This window comes from Mesorhizobium sp. CA4, from assembly GCF_020165075.1.
Lineage (GTDB): Bacteria > Pseudomonadota > Alphaproteobacteria > Rhizobiales > Rhizobiaceae > Mesorhizobium.
The window spans coordinates 135,334-148,094 of sequence record NZ_JAIUHK010000011.1; the positions used below are offsets into that span (position 1 = coordinate 135,334).

Annotated in this window: 20 protein-coding genes; 4 read left to right on the forward strand and 16 right to left on the reverse strand. The window is 62.5% G+C overall.

What is annotated here, in order from left to right; translation table 11 throughout:
• Positions 1-23: 23 nt before the first annotated feature.
• The 7 genes from LB528_RS11905 to LB528_RS11935 form a co-directional block, all read right to left on the reverse strand.
• Positions 24-311 carry a GCG_CRPN prefix-to-repeats domain-containing protein gene (locus LB528_RS11905; protein WP_224715010.1) on the reverse strand — a complete coding sequence of 96 codons (288 nt, stop codon included), beginning with the start codon at positions 309-311 and terminating at the stop codon, positions 24-26.
• A 111-nt stretch (positions 312-422) separates the two neighbouring features.
• Positions 423-866, reverse strand: coding sequence for a periplasmic heavy metal sensor (locus LB528_RS11910; RefSeq protein ID WP_224715011.1), 444 nt, complete (start codon positions 864-866; stop codon positions 423-425).
• A complete protein-coding gene (locus LB528_RS11915; RefSeq protein ID WP_224715012.1) occupies positions 863-1,312 on the reverse strand; it encodes a hypothetical protein in 450 nt (149 codons plus the stop codon). The genes LB528_RS11910 and LB528_RS11915 overlap by 4 nt, the downstream gene beginning before the upstream one ends.
• 74 nt (positions 1,313-1,386) lie before the next feature.
• Positions 1,387-1,929: an RNA polymerase sigma factor gene (locus LB528_RS11920; protein ID WP_224715042.1), complete on the reverse strand. Its 543-nt coding sequence runs from the start codon at positions 1,927-1,929 to the stop codon at positions 1,387-1,389.
• A gap of 45 nt (positions 1,930-1,974) precedes the next feature.
• The gene (locus LB528_RS11925) at positions 1,975-2,418 is read right to left on the reverse strand and encodes an EF-hand domain-containing protein (protein WP_224715013.1); all 444 of its coding nucleotides are present in this window, start codon (positions 2,416-2,418) and stop codon (positions 1,975-1,977) included.
• 156 nt (positions 2,419-2,574) lie between these two features.
• On the reverse strand, positions 2,575-2,763 hold the full coding sequence (locus tag LB528_RS11930) for a YodC family protein (protein ID WP_224715014.1): 189 nt from the start codon (positions 2,761-2,763) through the stop codon (positions 2,575-2,577).
• A 201-nt stretch (positions 2,764-2,964) separates the two neighbouring features.
• Positions 2,965-3,177, reverse strand: coding sequence for a hypothetical protein (locus tag LB528_RS11935; protein WP_224715015.1), 213 nt, complete (start codon positions 3,175-3,177; stop codon positions 2,965-2,967).
• 604 nt (positions 3,178-3,781) lie between these two features.
• Here LB528_RS11935 and LB528_RS11940 point away from each other — a divergent pair.
• From LB528_RS11940 to LB528_RS11955, 4 genes are read left to right on the forward strand one after another with little or no spacing between them, the layout of a single operon-like run.
• Positions 3,782-4,945, forward strand: a complete 1,164-nt coding sequence (locus LB528_RS11940) for a DNA polymerase III subunit beta (protein ID WP_224715016.1) — start codon at positions 3,782-3,784, stop codon at positions 4,943-4,945.
• Positions 4,946-4,949: 4 nt separating this feature from the next.
• Positions 4,950-6,110: a site-specific integrase gene (locus tag LB528_RS11945; RefSeq protein ID WP_224715017.1), complete on the forward strand. Its 1,161-nt coding sequence runs from the start codon at positions 4,950-4,952 to the stop codon at positions 6,108-6,110.
• Positions 6,111-6,141: 31 nt separating this feature from the next.
• On the forward strand, positions 6,142-6,393 hold the full coding sequence (locus LB528_RS11950) for a hypothetical protein (protein ID WP_224715018.1): 252 nt from the start codon (positions 6,142-6,144) through the stop codon (positions 6,391-6,393).
• A gap of 43 nt (positions 6,394-6,436) precedes the next feature.
• Positions 6,437-6,883 carry a hypothetical protein gene (locus LB528_RS11955; protein WP_224715019.1) on the forward strand — a complete coding sequence of 149 codons (447 nt, stop codon included), beginning with the start codon at positions 6,437-6,439 and terminating at the stop codon, positions 6,881-6,883.
• 2 nt (positions 6,884-6,885) lie between these two features.
• Here LB528_RS11955 and LB528_RS11960 read toward each other — a convergent pair whose 3' ends face one another.
• The 9 genes from LB528_RS11960 to LB528_RS12000 all read right to left on the reverse strand — a co-directional run bounded on the left by LB528_RS11960 (position 6,886) and on the right by LB528_RS12000 (position 12,738).
• Entirely contained in the window at positions 6,886-7,224 is a 339-nt protein-coding gene (locus LB528_RS11960; RefSeq protein ID WP_224715020.1) for a DUF1515 family protein, read from the reverse strand.
• Between the two features lie 4 nt (positions 7,225-7,228).
• Positions 7,229-7,423: a hypothetical protein gene (locus LB528_RS11965; RefSeq protein WP_224715021.1), complete on the reverse strand. Its 195-nt coding sequence runs from the start codon at positions 7,421-7,423 to the stop codon at positions 7,229-7,231.
• 7 nt (positions 7,424-7,430) lie between these two features.
• Positions 7,431-7,799, reverse strand: a complete 369-nt coding sequence (locus LB528_RS11970) for a hypothetical protein (protein WP_224715022.1) — start codon at positions 7,797-7,799, stop codon at positions 7,431-7,433.
• A 106-nt stretch (positions 7,800-7,905) separates the two neighbouring features.
• The gene (locus LB528_RS11975) at positions 7,906-8,493 is read right to left on the reverse strand and encodes a glycoside hydrolase family protein (RefSeq protein ID WP_224715023.1); all 588 of its coding nucleotides are present in this window, start codon (positions 8,491-8,493) and stop codon (positions 7,906-7,908) included.
• Positions 8,494-8,770: 277 nt separating this feature from the next.
• Positions 8,771-10,051, reverse strand: coding sequence for a phage late control D family protein (locus tag LB528_RS11980; RefSeq protein WP_224715024.1), 1,281 nt, complete (start codon positions 10,049-10,051; stop codon positions 8,771-8,773).
• A 2-nt stretch (positions 10,052-10,053) separates the two neighbouring features.
• Entirely contained in the window at positions 10,054-10,266 is a 213-nt protein-coding gene (locus LB528_RS11985) for a tail protein X (RefSeq protein WP_127255545.1), read from the reverse strand.
• A gap of 65 nt (positions 10,267-10,331) precedes the next feature.
• On the reverse strand, positions 10,332-10,730 hold the full coding sequence (locus tag LB528_RS11990; protein ID WP_224715025.1) for a phage tail protein: 399 nt from the start codon (positions 10,728-10,730) through the stop codon (positions 10,332-10,334).
• A 4-nt stretch (positions 10,731-10,734) separates the two neighbouring features.
• Positions 10,735-12,618, reverse strand: a complete 1,884-nt coding sequence (locus tag LB528_RS11995; RefSeq protein WP_224715026.1) for a phage tail tape measure protein — start codon at positions 12,616-12,618, stop codon at positions 10,735-10,737.
• A complete protein-coding gene (locus tag LB528_RS12000) occupies positions 12,619-12,738 on the reverse strand; it encodes a GpE family phage tail protein (RefSeq protein WP_127255541.1) in 120 nt (39 codons plus the stop codon).
• Between the last annotated feature and the right edge of the window lie 23 nt (positions 12,739-12,761).

Sequence of the window (12,761 nt, forward strand, 5' to 3'; positions counted from 1 at the left end):
GCACCGGCGTCATGAGCAGGTCATCACCAGCGGCGCCAGTGGTGCCAGCGGTGGTAAGGATGCCAGGCCGGGCCGACATAGACGCGCGGCCCGCCCCAGTAATAATAACCGGGATAGATCACGCGGCGGTTGGGGACGCAGCGGCCCCAATAGTTAGGATGCCAGCCCGGGCCACAGCCCCAGGCGACATGCTCGATAAGCGCCGGCGAGGGTGCAACCGGTGCGATCGGCATCGCCGAGGCGGCGCTTGCGGCGGCCGTTCCGCCGATGGCGAGCGCGGCTGCGAGCGAATATTTCGTCAGACTGTTCATCGGATACTCCGAAAGTTTCGAGGTCGAAGAGAACCTGCCCGCCGCCGAAGGCGGTCACAGGCCTGTCCCTCTTTCCCTTGAACGGAGCGCGCTTGCCCTTTCCGTCGCCGCCTATGGCAATTTTTTTGCAGGTGGCGGCTGCCGGCCGGCGCGTCGCAACAAAGCATCCGCCAGCAGCCGGCGGTCCTCCGGCGAGCCCGATGCGGCGAATTCGATGATGCGCTGTTCCAGCCTGGTGCGAACGGTAAGATCGGCGTTGCGCGCCCGCTCCAGGGCGGCGGCAAGCGCATTGGTGTCGAGAGCCGGCTGTTGCAGAAGGTTCGCCGCCTCGCGCCGCGCGGCCTGTCCGTCGAGGATCACGTCACGCGACTCCCGGCGCACCTCGCGCAACGCCTGGCGGAAGACCTTGCGGTCGGCGGCCGGCAACCTGCCGCCGGCCGATTCCAGCGAATAGCCCGGATTGGACTTGCCGATCAGCCAGCCCGCTCCGCCCGCGAGCGCGCCGACCAGAAAGACGTTGAGCACCAAGGATGCCGCGACAAGACGGGGGTTCATAAATCTTCCTCGGTTTGGTCGGCATCCGGGCCGGCGTCGCCGAACGACGTGGCATTGGCGTCCATCACATAATGATCGGGCTGGATATCCGGGCTGACGACGGTCACCAGTGCCAGCCCCGCCACGGCGCCGGCCAGCCCGGCGCCCGCGAGCCCGAAGCCCAGCCACCAGAACCGCCGGCGGCGCTCCTGCCTGACCTCGGTCGCGGCGCGGACGACGATCATGCGATGCAGTGCCGGGCTGGGTGCTTCGACCCGATGCCGGTCGAGCATGGCGTCGAGCCTGCCGGCGCGCGCCAGGATGGCGAGGCCTTGCTCGGTCTCGGCAAACAGCATCGCGGCGGCCTGCTCGGCCGGCGGCCAGCGGTGCAAGGTGCTGCCATAGGCATCCGCCAGCGCGGCGAAGCGCTTGGCATCCATCGGCCCTTGCGTTCTCTTCTCAGCCATCCCGTTCCCCCTTCCGCCGTTCCGACGTGGCCCCCCACGTCCTGGGCCGCGAAGCCGGCAATGCCCTTGCTGTCTCAGTCATCGCCATCGTCTCCAACGAGCATGGCCTGCAAAGCGCGCCGGCCGCGCGCGAGCAGGCTTTCCAGCGCATCGACGCTGACCTGCATGGCGCCGGCGGCCTCGATGTTGGACAGCTCTTGATAATACACCAACACGATCGCCTCGCGCTGGCGCGGCGCGATGCGCTGCAGCGCCTGGTTGACCTTGCGCTCTTCGTCGCCCGGCATGGCATCGGGAAGCGGCGCCTCGTCCGCCACCTCCGGCAGCTCGTCGGTCGTCCGTTCGCGCCGGCGCCGCACCCGGTCGTAGCAGAGGTTGAGCGCCACCCGGTGGATCCAGGTGTCGAAGCGTGCGTGCCCCTGGCGCCAGCCCGATGCGTGGCGCCAGATGCGCACGAAAGTCTCCTGGGCGACGTCCTCGGCCTCCGCCGGGTCGCCGAGCATCCTTGTGGCCAGGGCCAGGATGCGCGGCAGCTTGCGCGCCACCATCGCCTGCACGGCGGCGGGGTCGCCGGCGCCAATGCGGTGTACCAGTTCCTCGTCCGGATCGGCGCCCATCAACAGGGGCGCTCCCATGTGTCATTGCGCGGCATAACCTCGTGGTCATTGCTCCTCATTGGGAGCGGTTTTGTGGCCTGGCCTCTCACCGGCGCTGAGCACGCCGTCGCTGTTCTTGTCGAGCCTGGCGAAGCGCTTGGCGAGGAAGGCGTCGAGCTCGCCCTTGTCGACGAAGCCGTCCTTGTTGGTGTCCATGCGCGCGAAGGATTTGGCCGGATCGGCCTTGGCCTTGCGCGCGGTCTGGAAAGCGGTCCATTCGGCGAGGCTGACCTTGCCGTCATTGTCGCTGTCGGCCCGCGTGAACGCCTTTTCTCGACGCGCCTCGAACTTTTCCAGCGTCAGGCCGGACTTGGTGAGGTCGGACTTGGCGGCCGGAGCCGAGGTGCTCGGCGCCGTCTGGGCCGGGGCAGGGGCCGGCGCCGTTGTCTGGGCAACCGCGGCAGCGGTCTGCAGGCCAAGGGCAACGACGAATAGGGTGGGGCGGATCATGCTCTCGTCTCCGGTTGGACGTGGCCATTGGCGGCTACGCTTCAGCCATTGAACGCGAGGCAAAGCAAAATCCGTCGGTCCTTTTTCGACCGGACGACAAGCCTACCGGATCCGACGCAGCCGGATCGAAGGATTCCTAAGGGCAGAAGGCGACGACTATCTCGGCCGGTCGACCGCCACCAGCTGGTCCTGCTTGAAGCCTGCATGCTGCGGCGTCCAGACGTCGCCCTCGCGGTTGAACCAGTGGCACAGATACGTGCCGGAAGCCGCCCCGTCGCTGACAGTCATTTCCGGGCCTCCGGATTTCAGCCTGACGACGTCTCCGGTCTTGAAACCATTGGGCATTTCGACCTCCCATGCTGACAAAGGGAGTTTCCCACCAACAGCTACTCCCGACAATGGCCGAGATGCGCCGATGACGTGGTGCAGGGCTGGGAAGGCGTGAAAATCATGCCGCTTGTGTGACACGCCGGGTAGTACGGAAGGCGTGGCCGGATCATGTCGGGGCTTTGGAGCCGTAGCGAGCGGTCCGATCGCCCCCTGGGTTCAATCGGTGTCGCGCTGTGGGGCCGGCGGCTGTGCCGATTGGCTGTCTTCTCCGGCCGGGCGGACGGTCATTGATCTCTCATCGGGCCACAAAGCTTGTGCCTTCATCACCGCTGCCAAAAGATTGTCGGCTTCAACGCTTCCGATTTCAGTTAGAAGCGGGCTGTTGCCCTCTGCTCCGAAATCGACGTGGTAGACCGTCCAACTCCTCATGGCATTTCCGACAAATTACGTCTCGGCACGGGCACGCGGATGGAAGCCCGGCTCGCTTTTGTGGTTAGGATTTTGAGGTCCGCAAGCCGGGCACGCACCGACCGATAGGGCGGGGGGCTTGGGGTTATCAGCCGGTGCGATCGCGAGACTGTCTGATTTGCCTGCAAGCCCACAATCGACCGAGGTCCGTCCTGACGAACGCAATGGTCTGAAAGGACCAAAGATATAGCCCCTTATTCCGTTGGGGCAGATTCCCCCGCCGGTGATCTTTTATCGCCTGCCCCATTGCCTATGGTTCACGGGCAGACGGCTCACCGCCCGGCCTCCGGTAACTATTTGGTTCTCGTGGAGAAATTTGGTGCCGCTTGCGTGACTCGAACACGCGACCCCATCATTACGAAACAGCTTTCCAGCTTTTCCAGGGGTTATCAGCACCGCGCAAACCGTATCATTCGCACGGGCCGCTCTTTGCATCTGATAGCACCAATTCCCGCCCTTTCGCAAAAGTTTGATGGCAATGTGTTGGCAGATGTTGACAGTTTGCAAACGCTAGCCTATTCATGGTGCATATCAACCGTTTGCATTTAATCAATGAGGTCTAGCTATGCTCGATACCGTCCGCAAGCCGCAGAAAGCCGACGAAGGCTTATCCATTGAGGTTGAGGCCGCCGCGTTCCGGCACGCGCTGGCCGCCCTCCTGCCATACAGCGAGCCGCGCAACACTATCCCGATTCTCGGATGCGTTACCCTGTCTATGGACGCCGACGCGCATCGCCTCGGCGTCTCGCTATTCGACATCGGCCTAGCGATTGAAACCAGTGTGCCGGCGGAAGGAAAGGGCGATGCTTTCGCGGTGCCGTTGCGCACCCTGGCGAACTTCATCAAGGGCGCGGACGGCGCCACGGTAGAAATCCGCAAGATGCCGGGCGAGGCGCGCGTGTCGTTCGCCTGTGGCGATTTCACCGCCGCCATTATCCCGATGCCCGCCGAGGATGCACCGCGCCTCAACGGGCCGAACTTCTCCGACGCTGGCTTCCGCCGCGTCCCGCTCGCCGAGGGCGTCATGTCGTGGCTTCTCGGCCTCACAATGCCGTTTATATCGACCGAAGAAACCCGCTATTACCTCAACGGCGTCGCCTTTGAATTCAGCTTCAACGATGACGGCATGGTGCGGGCCATCGCCACGGACGGCCACCGCCTCGGCTCGCGCCAGGCGAAGACTGTCGCCAACATCGTCAGCCGCCCGACCGTCATCATTCCTCGAGCCGCTATCAAGGCTGTCGCTCACCTCGCGGCTGGCAAAGAGGTCGTTCTTTCCGTTGATGACATCAGGGCGGAATTTGCCTTCGGCGACTTCGTCATCCGCACAAAGGTTATCGACGGCACCTTCCCTGATTGGCGCCGGGTTGTTCCCAAGGGGCCGTTCAAGGAATTCGAACTGGACGCCAGCAAGATCGGCAAGCTTCATCGCGCCACAAGCGGCGTGAGGCGCGAGCGGCAAACAGCGGTCAAGGTGGCCCCCTGTGAGGGCGGCATTTCCGTCACCGCGAACAACCCTGATTTCGGTACGGTGTCCGCCGTCTTCCGTGGCGAGTCGCCCGAGGGTGTCGACGCGTTCGGCGTCAACAGCCGCTATTTTGCGGACATGGCAAAGGCCTTCGGGGCGAAGCGGATTCGGCTCGGCTTCACCGGTGCAGGCGACCCGCTCATGGTGAGCGCTGGCGGCCCTGCCGGCGAGTTCGCCGTGCTCATGCCTATGCGCGTCTAGACCCATGGCCGAGGATAAGAAAGGCCCGGCGGCGAGCGGGCCGCCTGGCACCGCATGGAACGATCCTAAGACGCCAGGCCTTCGCCTTCGCTACTTGGCGACAAAGTCCGTGTTTTACTTGTCCTATCGGAACAAGGTCGGCAAGCAACGCGCCTATAAGGTCGGCGACTTCCGGTTCATCACTCTCACAGAAGCCCGCACCCAGGCGAAAGACGTTCTGGCCCGCGTCGCCAGGGGCGAAGACCCCGCCGGGGAGAAGGCGGAACTTGAGGCGCGGCCGACGATGGCCGAGCTTCGCGACCGGCATCTGGAATATTCCGAGGGCCGCAACAAAGCGGGTTATCGGAAAGACAATGAGGGTTTTTGGAACAACCATATTCTGCCGCACTTCGGCCCCGGCAAAGCCGTGGCAGACGTGACGGACGCCGAGGTCGAGGCGTTGCATTTCAAGATGAGGAAGACGCCGAGCGCGGCGAACCGCGTCGCCGCCCTGCTTTCAAAGGCCTTCAACCTGTCCGAAAAATGGGGCTGGCGCCCACGCAAATCCAATCCGGTCCATGTTGAGCGGTACAAAGAGCACAAGCGCAAGCGCGTGCCCCAGGCCGACGAGGCGTTCCGGTTGCTGCAAGCGATCAATGCGCTTTGGGAACCGAATCCCTTTTTCGCGGGCCTGGTCGAGCTTCTGTGTTTCACCGGTGCTCGCCGAAACGAAATCCAGACCGCTAAACGCGAGTGGGTAAAGGCGGACGGCCTTCACCTCCCGGACTCGAAGACCGGCGAAAAAATCGTGCCGCTGTCCGCCCTGGCGCGCGAGGTCATCGCGAAGATCCCCGAGGTGAAGGGCAACCCGTATCTGATACCCGGCCGCCACGGCCACGGACACCTTGTCAACGTCACGAAGCCATGGAAAGCCCTGATGAAGGCCGCCGGCATCACCGAAAATCTTGTGCCCCACGACCTACGCCGGTTCTTCGCCTCGGCCGGCCTTTCCGCCGGTTTGGAGCTTTCGCAAGTCGGCGGCCTGCTAGGCCACATGGACACGCAAACGACCAAGCGCTACGCCTACCTTCTCACCGGCGCGGCTCAACAGATGGCGGACACGGCGGCGGAATCGGTCAAAACGATCATGACCGGCGGCGGCAAGGTTGCGGTATTGCGGCGTTGAACGGAAAATATGCAAAAAGTATAGTGAGCAAATGAGCACCGCCGCCGACGACAAACGCGAATTCGAACTGCTTTTCCAGCAATCCGGGCTGGAACAGAAACAGCTTGCCGGGCTTCTCGGAAAGACCTCGGTACAGGTCAATAGGTGGCTTACAGACCGCGTGGACAGCGGCGCTCCGCCATTCTATGCGATCAATTTCTTGAGGGCCTATATGATGCTTCCGGCCTCCGCCCGCGCGCATCTGCCGGCGCGGGTCATCGCGTATCCGAAGAAAGCGGTATAGAGGGATCTCCAAAGACTACTGTATCGCAAGGGGGACAAGTGATATGGGCGATCAAACTAAGAACACGCTGAGGCCGCTTCTGATAGCGTTCCTTGGGTTGGCTTCCATAGGGATTTTGGCAAGAATTTTTGATCCGCCACCTGTACAGCCTCCAAAATCCGCTGCGCAGATTAAGCTTGAACAGGAGCAAGCAGCAGAGCGTGCGATAGCTAGCCAAGCCCGTGCGAAAGCTGATCAGGAAAGCCAAGCTCGGCACGCTCACCTGTGCAAATGGGTAGACCTATGCAGCAAGTTTGGTGAAGCCCGCCAGGCGTGTGCTACTGCTGGCGACTTCCAAAACTGCATCAATGTAAAGCTTGGCGACAATGCTTGGGTCATTGGTGATAACTGTTCGAACGATGGCAGTCTCATCAACCCTCAAAACGACACCCCGTCGAAGTGGCAATGCGTCGATGTTAGCCTGAAAGACACCCTGCATATCAAGGACTAGCCCTAGGCACTTCGCAACACGCGCAAGACCGATTCCCACCAATAGATCACGAAGCCCACGGCGGCGGCGCCGAAGGCTGATCCTGCGATGCCGGACACGAACAGCGCGCCGATGCCGCGTTGCTTCCATTGCTTCACTTCGTCCGTAATCGTTTTGGAGTCCTTTACGTCCGCTTTCATGGTTGCCACCTCGGCGCGAAGGTCGCCGACTTCGCTCACCATTTCGTCAAGGCGCCGGTGCACGGTGGCGCGCTGCGTATCCGCCAGGGCAATGGATTTTTCGATGCCCTCGACCTTGGCTAGCAATATGCCAAGCGTCCGCTCTACACCGGTTTGCGACATCGCCCTACGGCTCCCCGTTCCATTCGCGCACGCTGCCAACCTGGGCAGTGCACACCTTGAGCGCGGACTCGTTGACGTCGCCGCGCGTGATCCAATCTTCGGTTTTCGCCGGGCCGCCGGCCTTGCGCCATGCCGGCGGCACCGGCGCTATGAGGTCCGCCGGCACCTTCTCTTTGACAGTCACGTATTTGACGATCACTTCCGGCTTAGTGGTCGTACAGCCGGCGCAAGTCATCAGGAACAGGAGTGTCGAGGTAAGAGCGAACGGTTTCATTGCTGCCTTTCAGGTCGGCCCGAGCCGTGGTTTTTTCCGTCAATGCGGTGTTCGCGGCGGCAAGCTTTTGCATCAGTTCCGCCGAGATCTTGTCGTTGAGCGCGTCTTGCTTCTGCATGCGGTCTATGGTGTCCGCGCTCACCTTGTTTGCCTCGACCGCCTTGTCGAGATTGGCTTGCACGCGTGCGGTTTCCGCCTTCGCCTCGATGGCGTCGCCTCGATACCAAGCGGCGGCGCCGAAGAGCGCCAGGAAGGCGAGCAGCACCAAGACGCCAACGGCGAGTTTGATCTTTGCCATCATGACAGCCACCAAATCAGGAAGCCCGCGATTACCGCGAGCGATACGGCGCCAGCGACGCGAAGCACCATGTCGATTGCCGGGATGAAAACGGCCTTGAGATTTTCCATTAGTTCGGCCTCACGGGCAGGCCGGTCGCCGGCATGGACTCGCAAAGCTCGGCCTCGCCGATGCGGGTTGCGTCCCCGTTCTTGCGGCGATTGTCCAAGCCCTGCACGAACTGGCCTCCGGACTTGTTGAAGGCGGTTTGCGCCTCGCAAGCGGCATAGAAGTTGCGGGCTCGGGCGAACCTGGCGGCGCTGGACCCGCAAAGGCCGGTCCGCTTCTCGGTCGAGCCGACGCCGAAGTTATAGGCGCCGGAAATCATGGACGCCTGAAGCGAAATCGGCAGGGTATCGAAGCCGGCGATGCAGCGGGTGAGCGGCTTGTAATAGTCATGGACGACGCGCACGATCAGGATTCGGTAGCAGTCTTCCTTTGTGAAGCGCATGCCGGCGGTGACGGGCTTGCCGTTGATGAGGGTGTCGCCGTGGCAGATGTCATAGCGCTTCGAAAAGCGGTCCCAATGCGCGGACAGCACAAGGCCTTCCCAAGGGATGATATTCGCGTCGACCGCGAGCCTTACCGCCGCCGGGATCGGCTCTTCGCCGGGCGCCGAAACCATGTACCGGCCGCCGACCAGAGACGCGACGGCCATGACGGTCGCGATTGCTTTGTACGCGCGTGCGCTCGCCCTGCTTGCCATTGCTTTCGTGCTCCTGAGATCTTCTGTTGAGGGATGAGACGCGCGATCCCGGCGGCAACCGAAAGGGCGCCGGTGATCGCTGCGAACAAGGGCGTTGAAATCGGCACGTAGCCGTAGAGGAACGGCCAGGCCTGTTCGGCGCCGTACAGAAGCACGGACACCACGGCGAAACCGTTGAGCCGGATAGCCCAAGAGTGCCGGGCGACCTTGCGCCAGTTGTCGACCAGCCTCATTGCGCCGCCCCATCGGCCGGGACATCGATAATGAAGCCATCGGTCGGCGCCGTGGGCTCGACCGGCTCGGCCGGCGCGTCCGGGTCAATCTTGTCGTCGTCCGTGGGCTTGGTTTTCTTGACGCCGGCCGGAACGTCTTTCTGCTTTTCCGCGAATAGCTCGGCGTCAATCGCGGTCGTATAACCCTCGCTCGGGCCGTAGCGGTGCGTCGCCGTCTTGATCCGCCATTCCGCCGGAATGTACGGCCGGAAACTGGACAGGATAAGCTTTGCCTCGGCCTGCACGGTCGGGTCGCCGCCGATGTCACAAGAGAACGAAGCTTTGCCGCGAGCGCTCTTGTTCTTGTAGGCGTCCGCCGCCGCCTGGGCCTCGGCTTCGTTGTGATAGCTATAGCGGAGGTCGTGGTAGGGCTCTTGCCCCGAGGTGGCTTCCTTCGTCTCGCCGGTGCGAATATCGGTCCAGTAGGCCCGGACGCCGCCCTTATCGCCCTCGCCGCCGTCTTCATCTTCCGGCAGGTCGATGATGGACTCGCCTTCGGTTTGCCCGCTGGCGGTATCCCCGGCGTCCCCTGCAGCCCCTTGTGCCGAGGAACCGCCGCCGCCTTCGTCCAGGCCACCGGCCTCGCCTGCTTCGTCTCGGGCCGAATACTTGAACGACCATTTGATGCAATCGGTTTCGGTAAGCTTGACCTCGGGAAGGGCTTCCCCGGTGACGCTCTTGCCGGTGCCACGCTTCGCCACCGCGAGCTTGCCCGCCACCGGCCTGGCGACGCCGTCATGCATGCCCGCGAGCCGCGTCGCAAAGGCCATGTCCGACTCGTTGCGCTGATCGATATGGCGCATGACGATGCCGGACAACGCCGGATCAATCTTGGCCTCATAGCCATTCCGGCCGGCGATTTCCTTCATGATCGCGCCGACCGTCTTCTGATGATAGCTTTCGGTCTTCGGGGTGCGGAACGACTTCGGCATCTTCGCCGAGCGGCCGGTTACGCGAAGCGTCCGGGGCGGCGAAGACACTTCCAAATCGTCAATGAGGTACGGCCCGAATTCGGTCGCCTGCCCCTCGCGGTAGCCGAGGGTTACGGTGATGGTGGACCCGATAAGGGGAAGCGCGGCGACGGCGCCGTCGCTCCACCTGGCGCGGTCGTCAAGCTCGATAGTCACGCGGTCCGATTTGTCTTCGGCTTCGTCATGACACTCGACCGAGAGAAGCCGGTCGGCGAGGCCGCCGGTGATGTCCGCGCCATCGGAAGAGAAGGAAGCAAACGGGGTCATAGCTAACCCCAAATCCGAATTATCGGGGTGGCTTGCGGGCGCGGAAGATCCGGCAGATTGACAAGAGTTCCGGCCGGCAGCACCGGCCCGAGCTTCGCCAAGCCTTGGTTCGCGTCATAGACCCGTTCGACGGCAAGCGGCTGTTGGCCCTTCTCATAGAAGCGCCAGCAAATTTCATCGACCATGTCGCCATCGCTGGCGCGGTAAATGTTCATCTGCCACCAGTTTGCAATTCGCAAACACCATAGCCGAACCTACCGCGTCGCCGTACCCACGATACTTAGAAAAGGCCCCCATCGGCGCCGTAACTCTTAAGATCAAGGTTGAATTCTTGTTTGCGAGGGGCGCCGTTATCCCAAAAGATGGTTTGCGTTTCGGACACGTTTTCGATGTAGAACAATCCGAATATTCGCCCGAGCCCGGAAACCAGCATTTGCGGCGCCCCGGTCTTGGCAATAGCCCGCATCGCCTCGACCTGGCCCCATCCGCCCCGGAAGTGCGGGTAAATCGTCCCGCTCAAGGCGAACGTGGTTTGACCTGGCCCGATGAACTGCGCGGCGGGCTCGCGGCCGATGCGCTCTTGCGCGACCCACCGGAATTCATCGCTTCGCTCAAGCGATTGATAGGCCGCCGTTGAAAGGCTGAAACGGAACGGCCCGAGGCCCATCATTGTAGACATCGCATCAATCCGAAAGGCTCGATTGAATGTTAGCTTGCTGCCTGGCTTGGGCGGCGCCGATGGCGCGCGTAACCATTAGCTGCGCCTCGCCTGGCGTCATGCCTTGCACGTTCACGGTGATGCCGCCAACGTTGAGCGGCGCATTGATCTGTTGCGGCTCATGAACGGTGAGCGGTTCCGCTATCTGTATGCTAGCCGCCTTGACGGTGCCGGCGTCGACTTCGTCAGTCTTGGTCGGCGAGCCCTGCTTAGTCACCTCGCTCAACGGCTTCATGAGGTCGCGGATAGTTGCGGACAGCGAGCCCATATCCGCCGGTTTCTGGCCCGACACAAAGGGCGCCGAGGGCGGCGGGGGAGTTTCTACCTTCGGCGGCACAAGCGCGCCCACGGCGGCCCCTGCACGCGCGGCGGGGGCATTCGGCCCCTCGGGAAGCTTGGCGGCGTTTATGTCAATGCCGAGCTTGGTTTTGATGACATCAGGAAGCCAGCCGACCAAATCGTTGACGGCGCCTTTCAGCCAGGCGACCACGTCCGCCCACTTCGATTTGAGGCCATCCCAAATGGATTGAACCATGGCGACGCCGGCATCGTAGAGCTTGCCCGCGATTCCTTGGATGTACGCTACCGCCGAGGCGAACAGGCCCTTGACGTAATCCCAAAATTCGCCGAACCACTTCGCGATTTTATCCCAATTCTGATAGATCAGATACGCGGCGGCTGCGATGGCGGCAACAGCCGCCAGTATCCAGCCTACGGGCGTCGCCATGATCGTGACGCCGAGAGTGACGAACGCCGCCGTGACCGCCGTAAGGGCGGTAATGAGAGGTGCCGCCGTCCACGCCCCGAGCACTAGAAGCGTGGCGTTCATCGGGCCGCCGACGAAGTCCACAACGGGCTTGATCGTCGCCAGGAAAGACGAAAAACCTTCGGCCATGCCGGCGATATGCTGCCGGATCTCCGAAGCCGGATTCATGAGATCGCGAAGCACTTGCGCGAAGCTCTTCACCCAATCCGAAATTGTTTGCCGAACAAGGCCCGCGTTGGCATCGAACCATTGCGTGGTGGCCTCAATGACCTCGTTTAAGACGGGCAGAAGCTGGACCCCGAGAAAAAGCTTCAGGCCTTCGAAACGGATCAACAGGGCGTCAAGGTTGTCGCCGAATTCATCGGCGGCGGCGGCGGCCCTGGCGCTCATGACGGTGCCGGTTAGCCGCGCCTGATGCCGCATTTCTGCCAGGCCTTCCGCGCCATCGGAAAGCATCTTGACCATGTCGACGCCGGACTTGCCGAACAGCTTGAACGCCAGGGCGTTGCGGCGAAGCGGGTCTTTGATCTTCGCCAACGCCGTGAAGGTGTCATTAAGAACGGCCTCGGTCGACCGCATCTTGCCCTTGGTATCCTTCAACGGAACGCCGAGCGCGCGGAAGCTCTTCGCCATCTGCTTATTGCCTTTGACGGCTTCCGAGGCGTTGATTCCGAGCTTCTGAATACCCTTAGTCAGGGTTTCATTTTCTATGCCACTCATTTTGGCGGCGAAGCGGTATTCCTGCAGCGCCTCGACCCCGATGCCGAGCTTGAATGAGGCTTCCCCTATCTCGCTGCCGAGGTCCGACGCACTCTTCGCCAGGGCGAAGGCGCCAGCGACGGCACCCGAGGCGCCGAGGCCGAGAAGGGCCACGAACGAAGACAACCGCGCGGTCGTGCGGGTAAGGCCGTTCCCGAGGCCTACAATGCTCTTTCCGAGGCGGTTGACGGATGCGCCGATGCGGTCAAAGCCCAAGCGCGTGCCAAGCGCGGCGAGGCGCGCTTGTATCCGCTTAATCGGCCCGGTGATCCGGTCGATCAGCGATAGCTTTACGGTGGCTTCCGCCGTGGGCTTCCCGGCCATTTACGTTTTCGCTTTGCCAGCGCGAGCGGCGGCGAGGCCCCGCCACATCACAAGTTCCGAAAGGTCTAGTTCCCAAAGTTCGGACGGCGGCCAGTGAAAGATTACGGCGATATCCGCCATGAGGTTAGAGACGGATTCGAGCG

What these genes read in the sequence shown, in the direction of transcription:
- LB528_RS11995 (WP_224715026.1), bottom strand. Translation starts at nt 12,618, where the DNA reads ATGGCCGGGAAGCCCACGGCGGAAGCCACCGTAAAGCTATCGCTGATC.
- LB528_RS11945 (WP_224715017.1), top strand. Translation starts at nt 4,950, where the DNA reads ATGGCCGAGGATAAGAAAGGCCCGGCGGCGAGCGGGCCGCCTGGCACC.
- LB528_RS11910 (WP_224715011.1), bottom strand. Translation starts at nt 866, where the DNA reads ATGAACCCCCGTCTTGTCGCGGCATCCTTGGTGCTCAACGTCTTTCTG.
- LB528_RS11960 (WP_224715020.1), bottom strand. Translation starts at nt 7,224, where the DNA reads ATGTCGCAAACCGGTGTAGAGCGGACGCTTGGCATATTGCTAGCCAAG.
- LB528_RS11980 (WP_224715024.1), bottom strand. Translation starts at nt 10,051, where the DNA reads ATGACCCCGTTTGCTTCCTTCTCTTCCGATGGCGCGGACATCACCGGC.
- LB528_RS12000 (WP_127255541.1), bottom strand. Translation starts at nt 12,738, where the DNA reads ATGGCGGATATCGCCGTAATCTTTCACTGGCCGCCGTCCGAACTTTGG.
- LB528_RS11940 (WP_224715016.1), top strand. Translation starts at nt 3,782, where the DNA reads ATGCTCGATACCGTCCGCAAGCCGCAGAAAGCCGACGAAGGCTTATCC.
- LB528_RS11930 (WP_224715014.1), bottom strand. Translation starts at nt 2,763, where the DNA reads ATGCCCAATGGTTTCAAGACCGGAGACGTCGTCAGGCTGAAATCCGGA.
- LB528_RS11925 (WP_224715013.1), bottom strand. Translation starts at nt 2,418, where the DNA reads ATGATCCGCCCCACCCTATTCGTCGTTGCCCTTGGCCTGCAGACCGCT.
- LB528_RS11990 (WP_224715025.1), bottom strand. Translation starts at nt 10,730, where the DNA reads ATGTCTACAATGATGGGCCTCGGGCCGTTCCGTTTCAGCCTTTCAACG.
- LB528_RS11950 (WP_224715018.1), top strand. Translation starts at nt 6,142, where the DNA reads ATGAGCACCGCCGCCGACGACAAACGCGAATTCGAACTGCTTTTCCAG.
- LB528_RS11915 (WP_224715012.1), bottom strand. Translation starts at nt 1,312, where the DNA reads ATGGCTGAGAAGAGAACGCAAGGGCCGATGGATGCCAAGCGCTTCGCC.
- LB528_RS11935 (WP_224715015.1), bottom strand. Translation starts at nt 3,177, where the DNA reads ATGAGGAGTTGGACGGTCTACCACGTCGATTTCGGAGCAGAGGGCAAC.
- LB528_RS11985 (WP_127255545.1), bottom strand. Translation starts at nt 10,266, where the DNA reads ATGAACATTTACCGCGCCAGCGATGGCGACATGGTCGATGAAATTTGC.
- LB528_RS11920 (WP_224715042.1), bottom strand. Translation starts at nt 1,929, where the DNA reads ATGGGCGCCGATCCGGACGAGGAACTGGTACACCGCATTGGCGCCGGC.
- LB528_RS11975 (WP_224715023.1), bottom strand. Translation starts at nt 8,493, where the DNA reads ATGGCCGTCGCGTCTCTGGTCGGCGGCCGGTACATGGTTTCGGCGCCC.
- LB528_RS11905 (WP_224715010.1), bottom strand. Translation starts at nt 311, where the DNA reads ATGAACAGTCTGACGAAATATTCGCTCGCAGCCGCGCTCGCCATCGGC.
- LB528_RS11970 (WP_224715022.1), bottom strand. Translation starts at nt 7,799, where the DNA reads ATGATGGCAAAGATCAAACTCGCCGTTGGCGTCTTGGTGCTGCTCGCC.
- LB528_RS11955 (WP_224715019.1), top strand. Translation starts at nt 6,437, where the DNA reads ATGGGCGATCAAACTAAGAACACGCTGAGGCCGCTTCTGATAGCGTTC.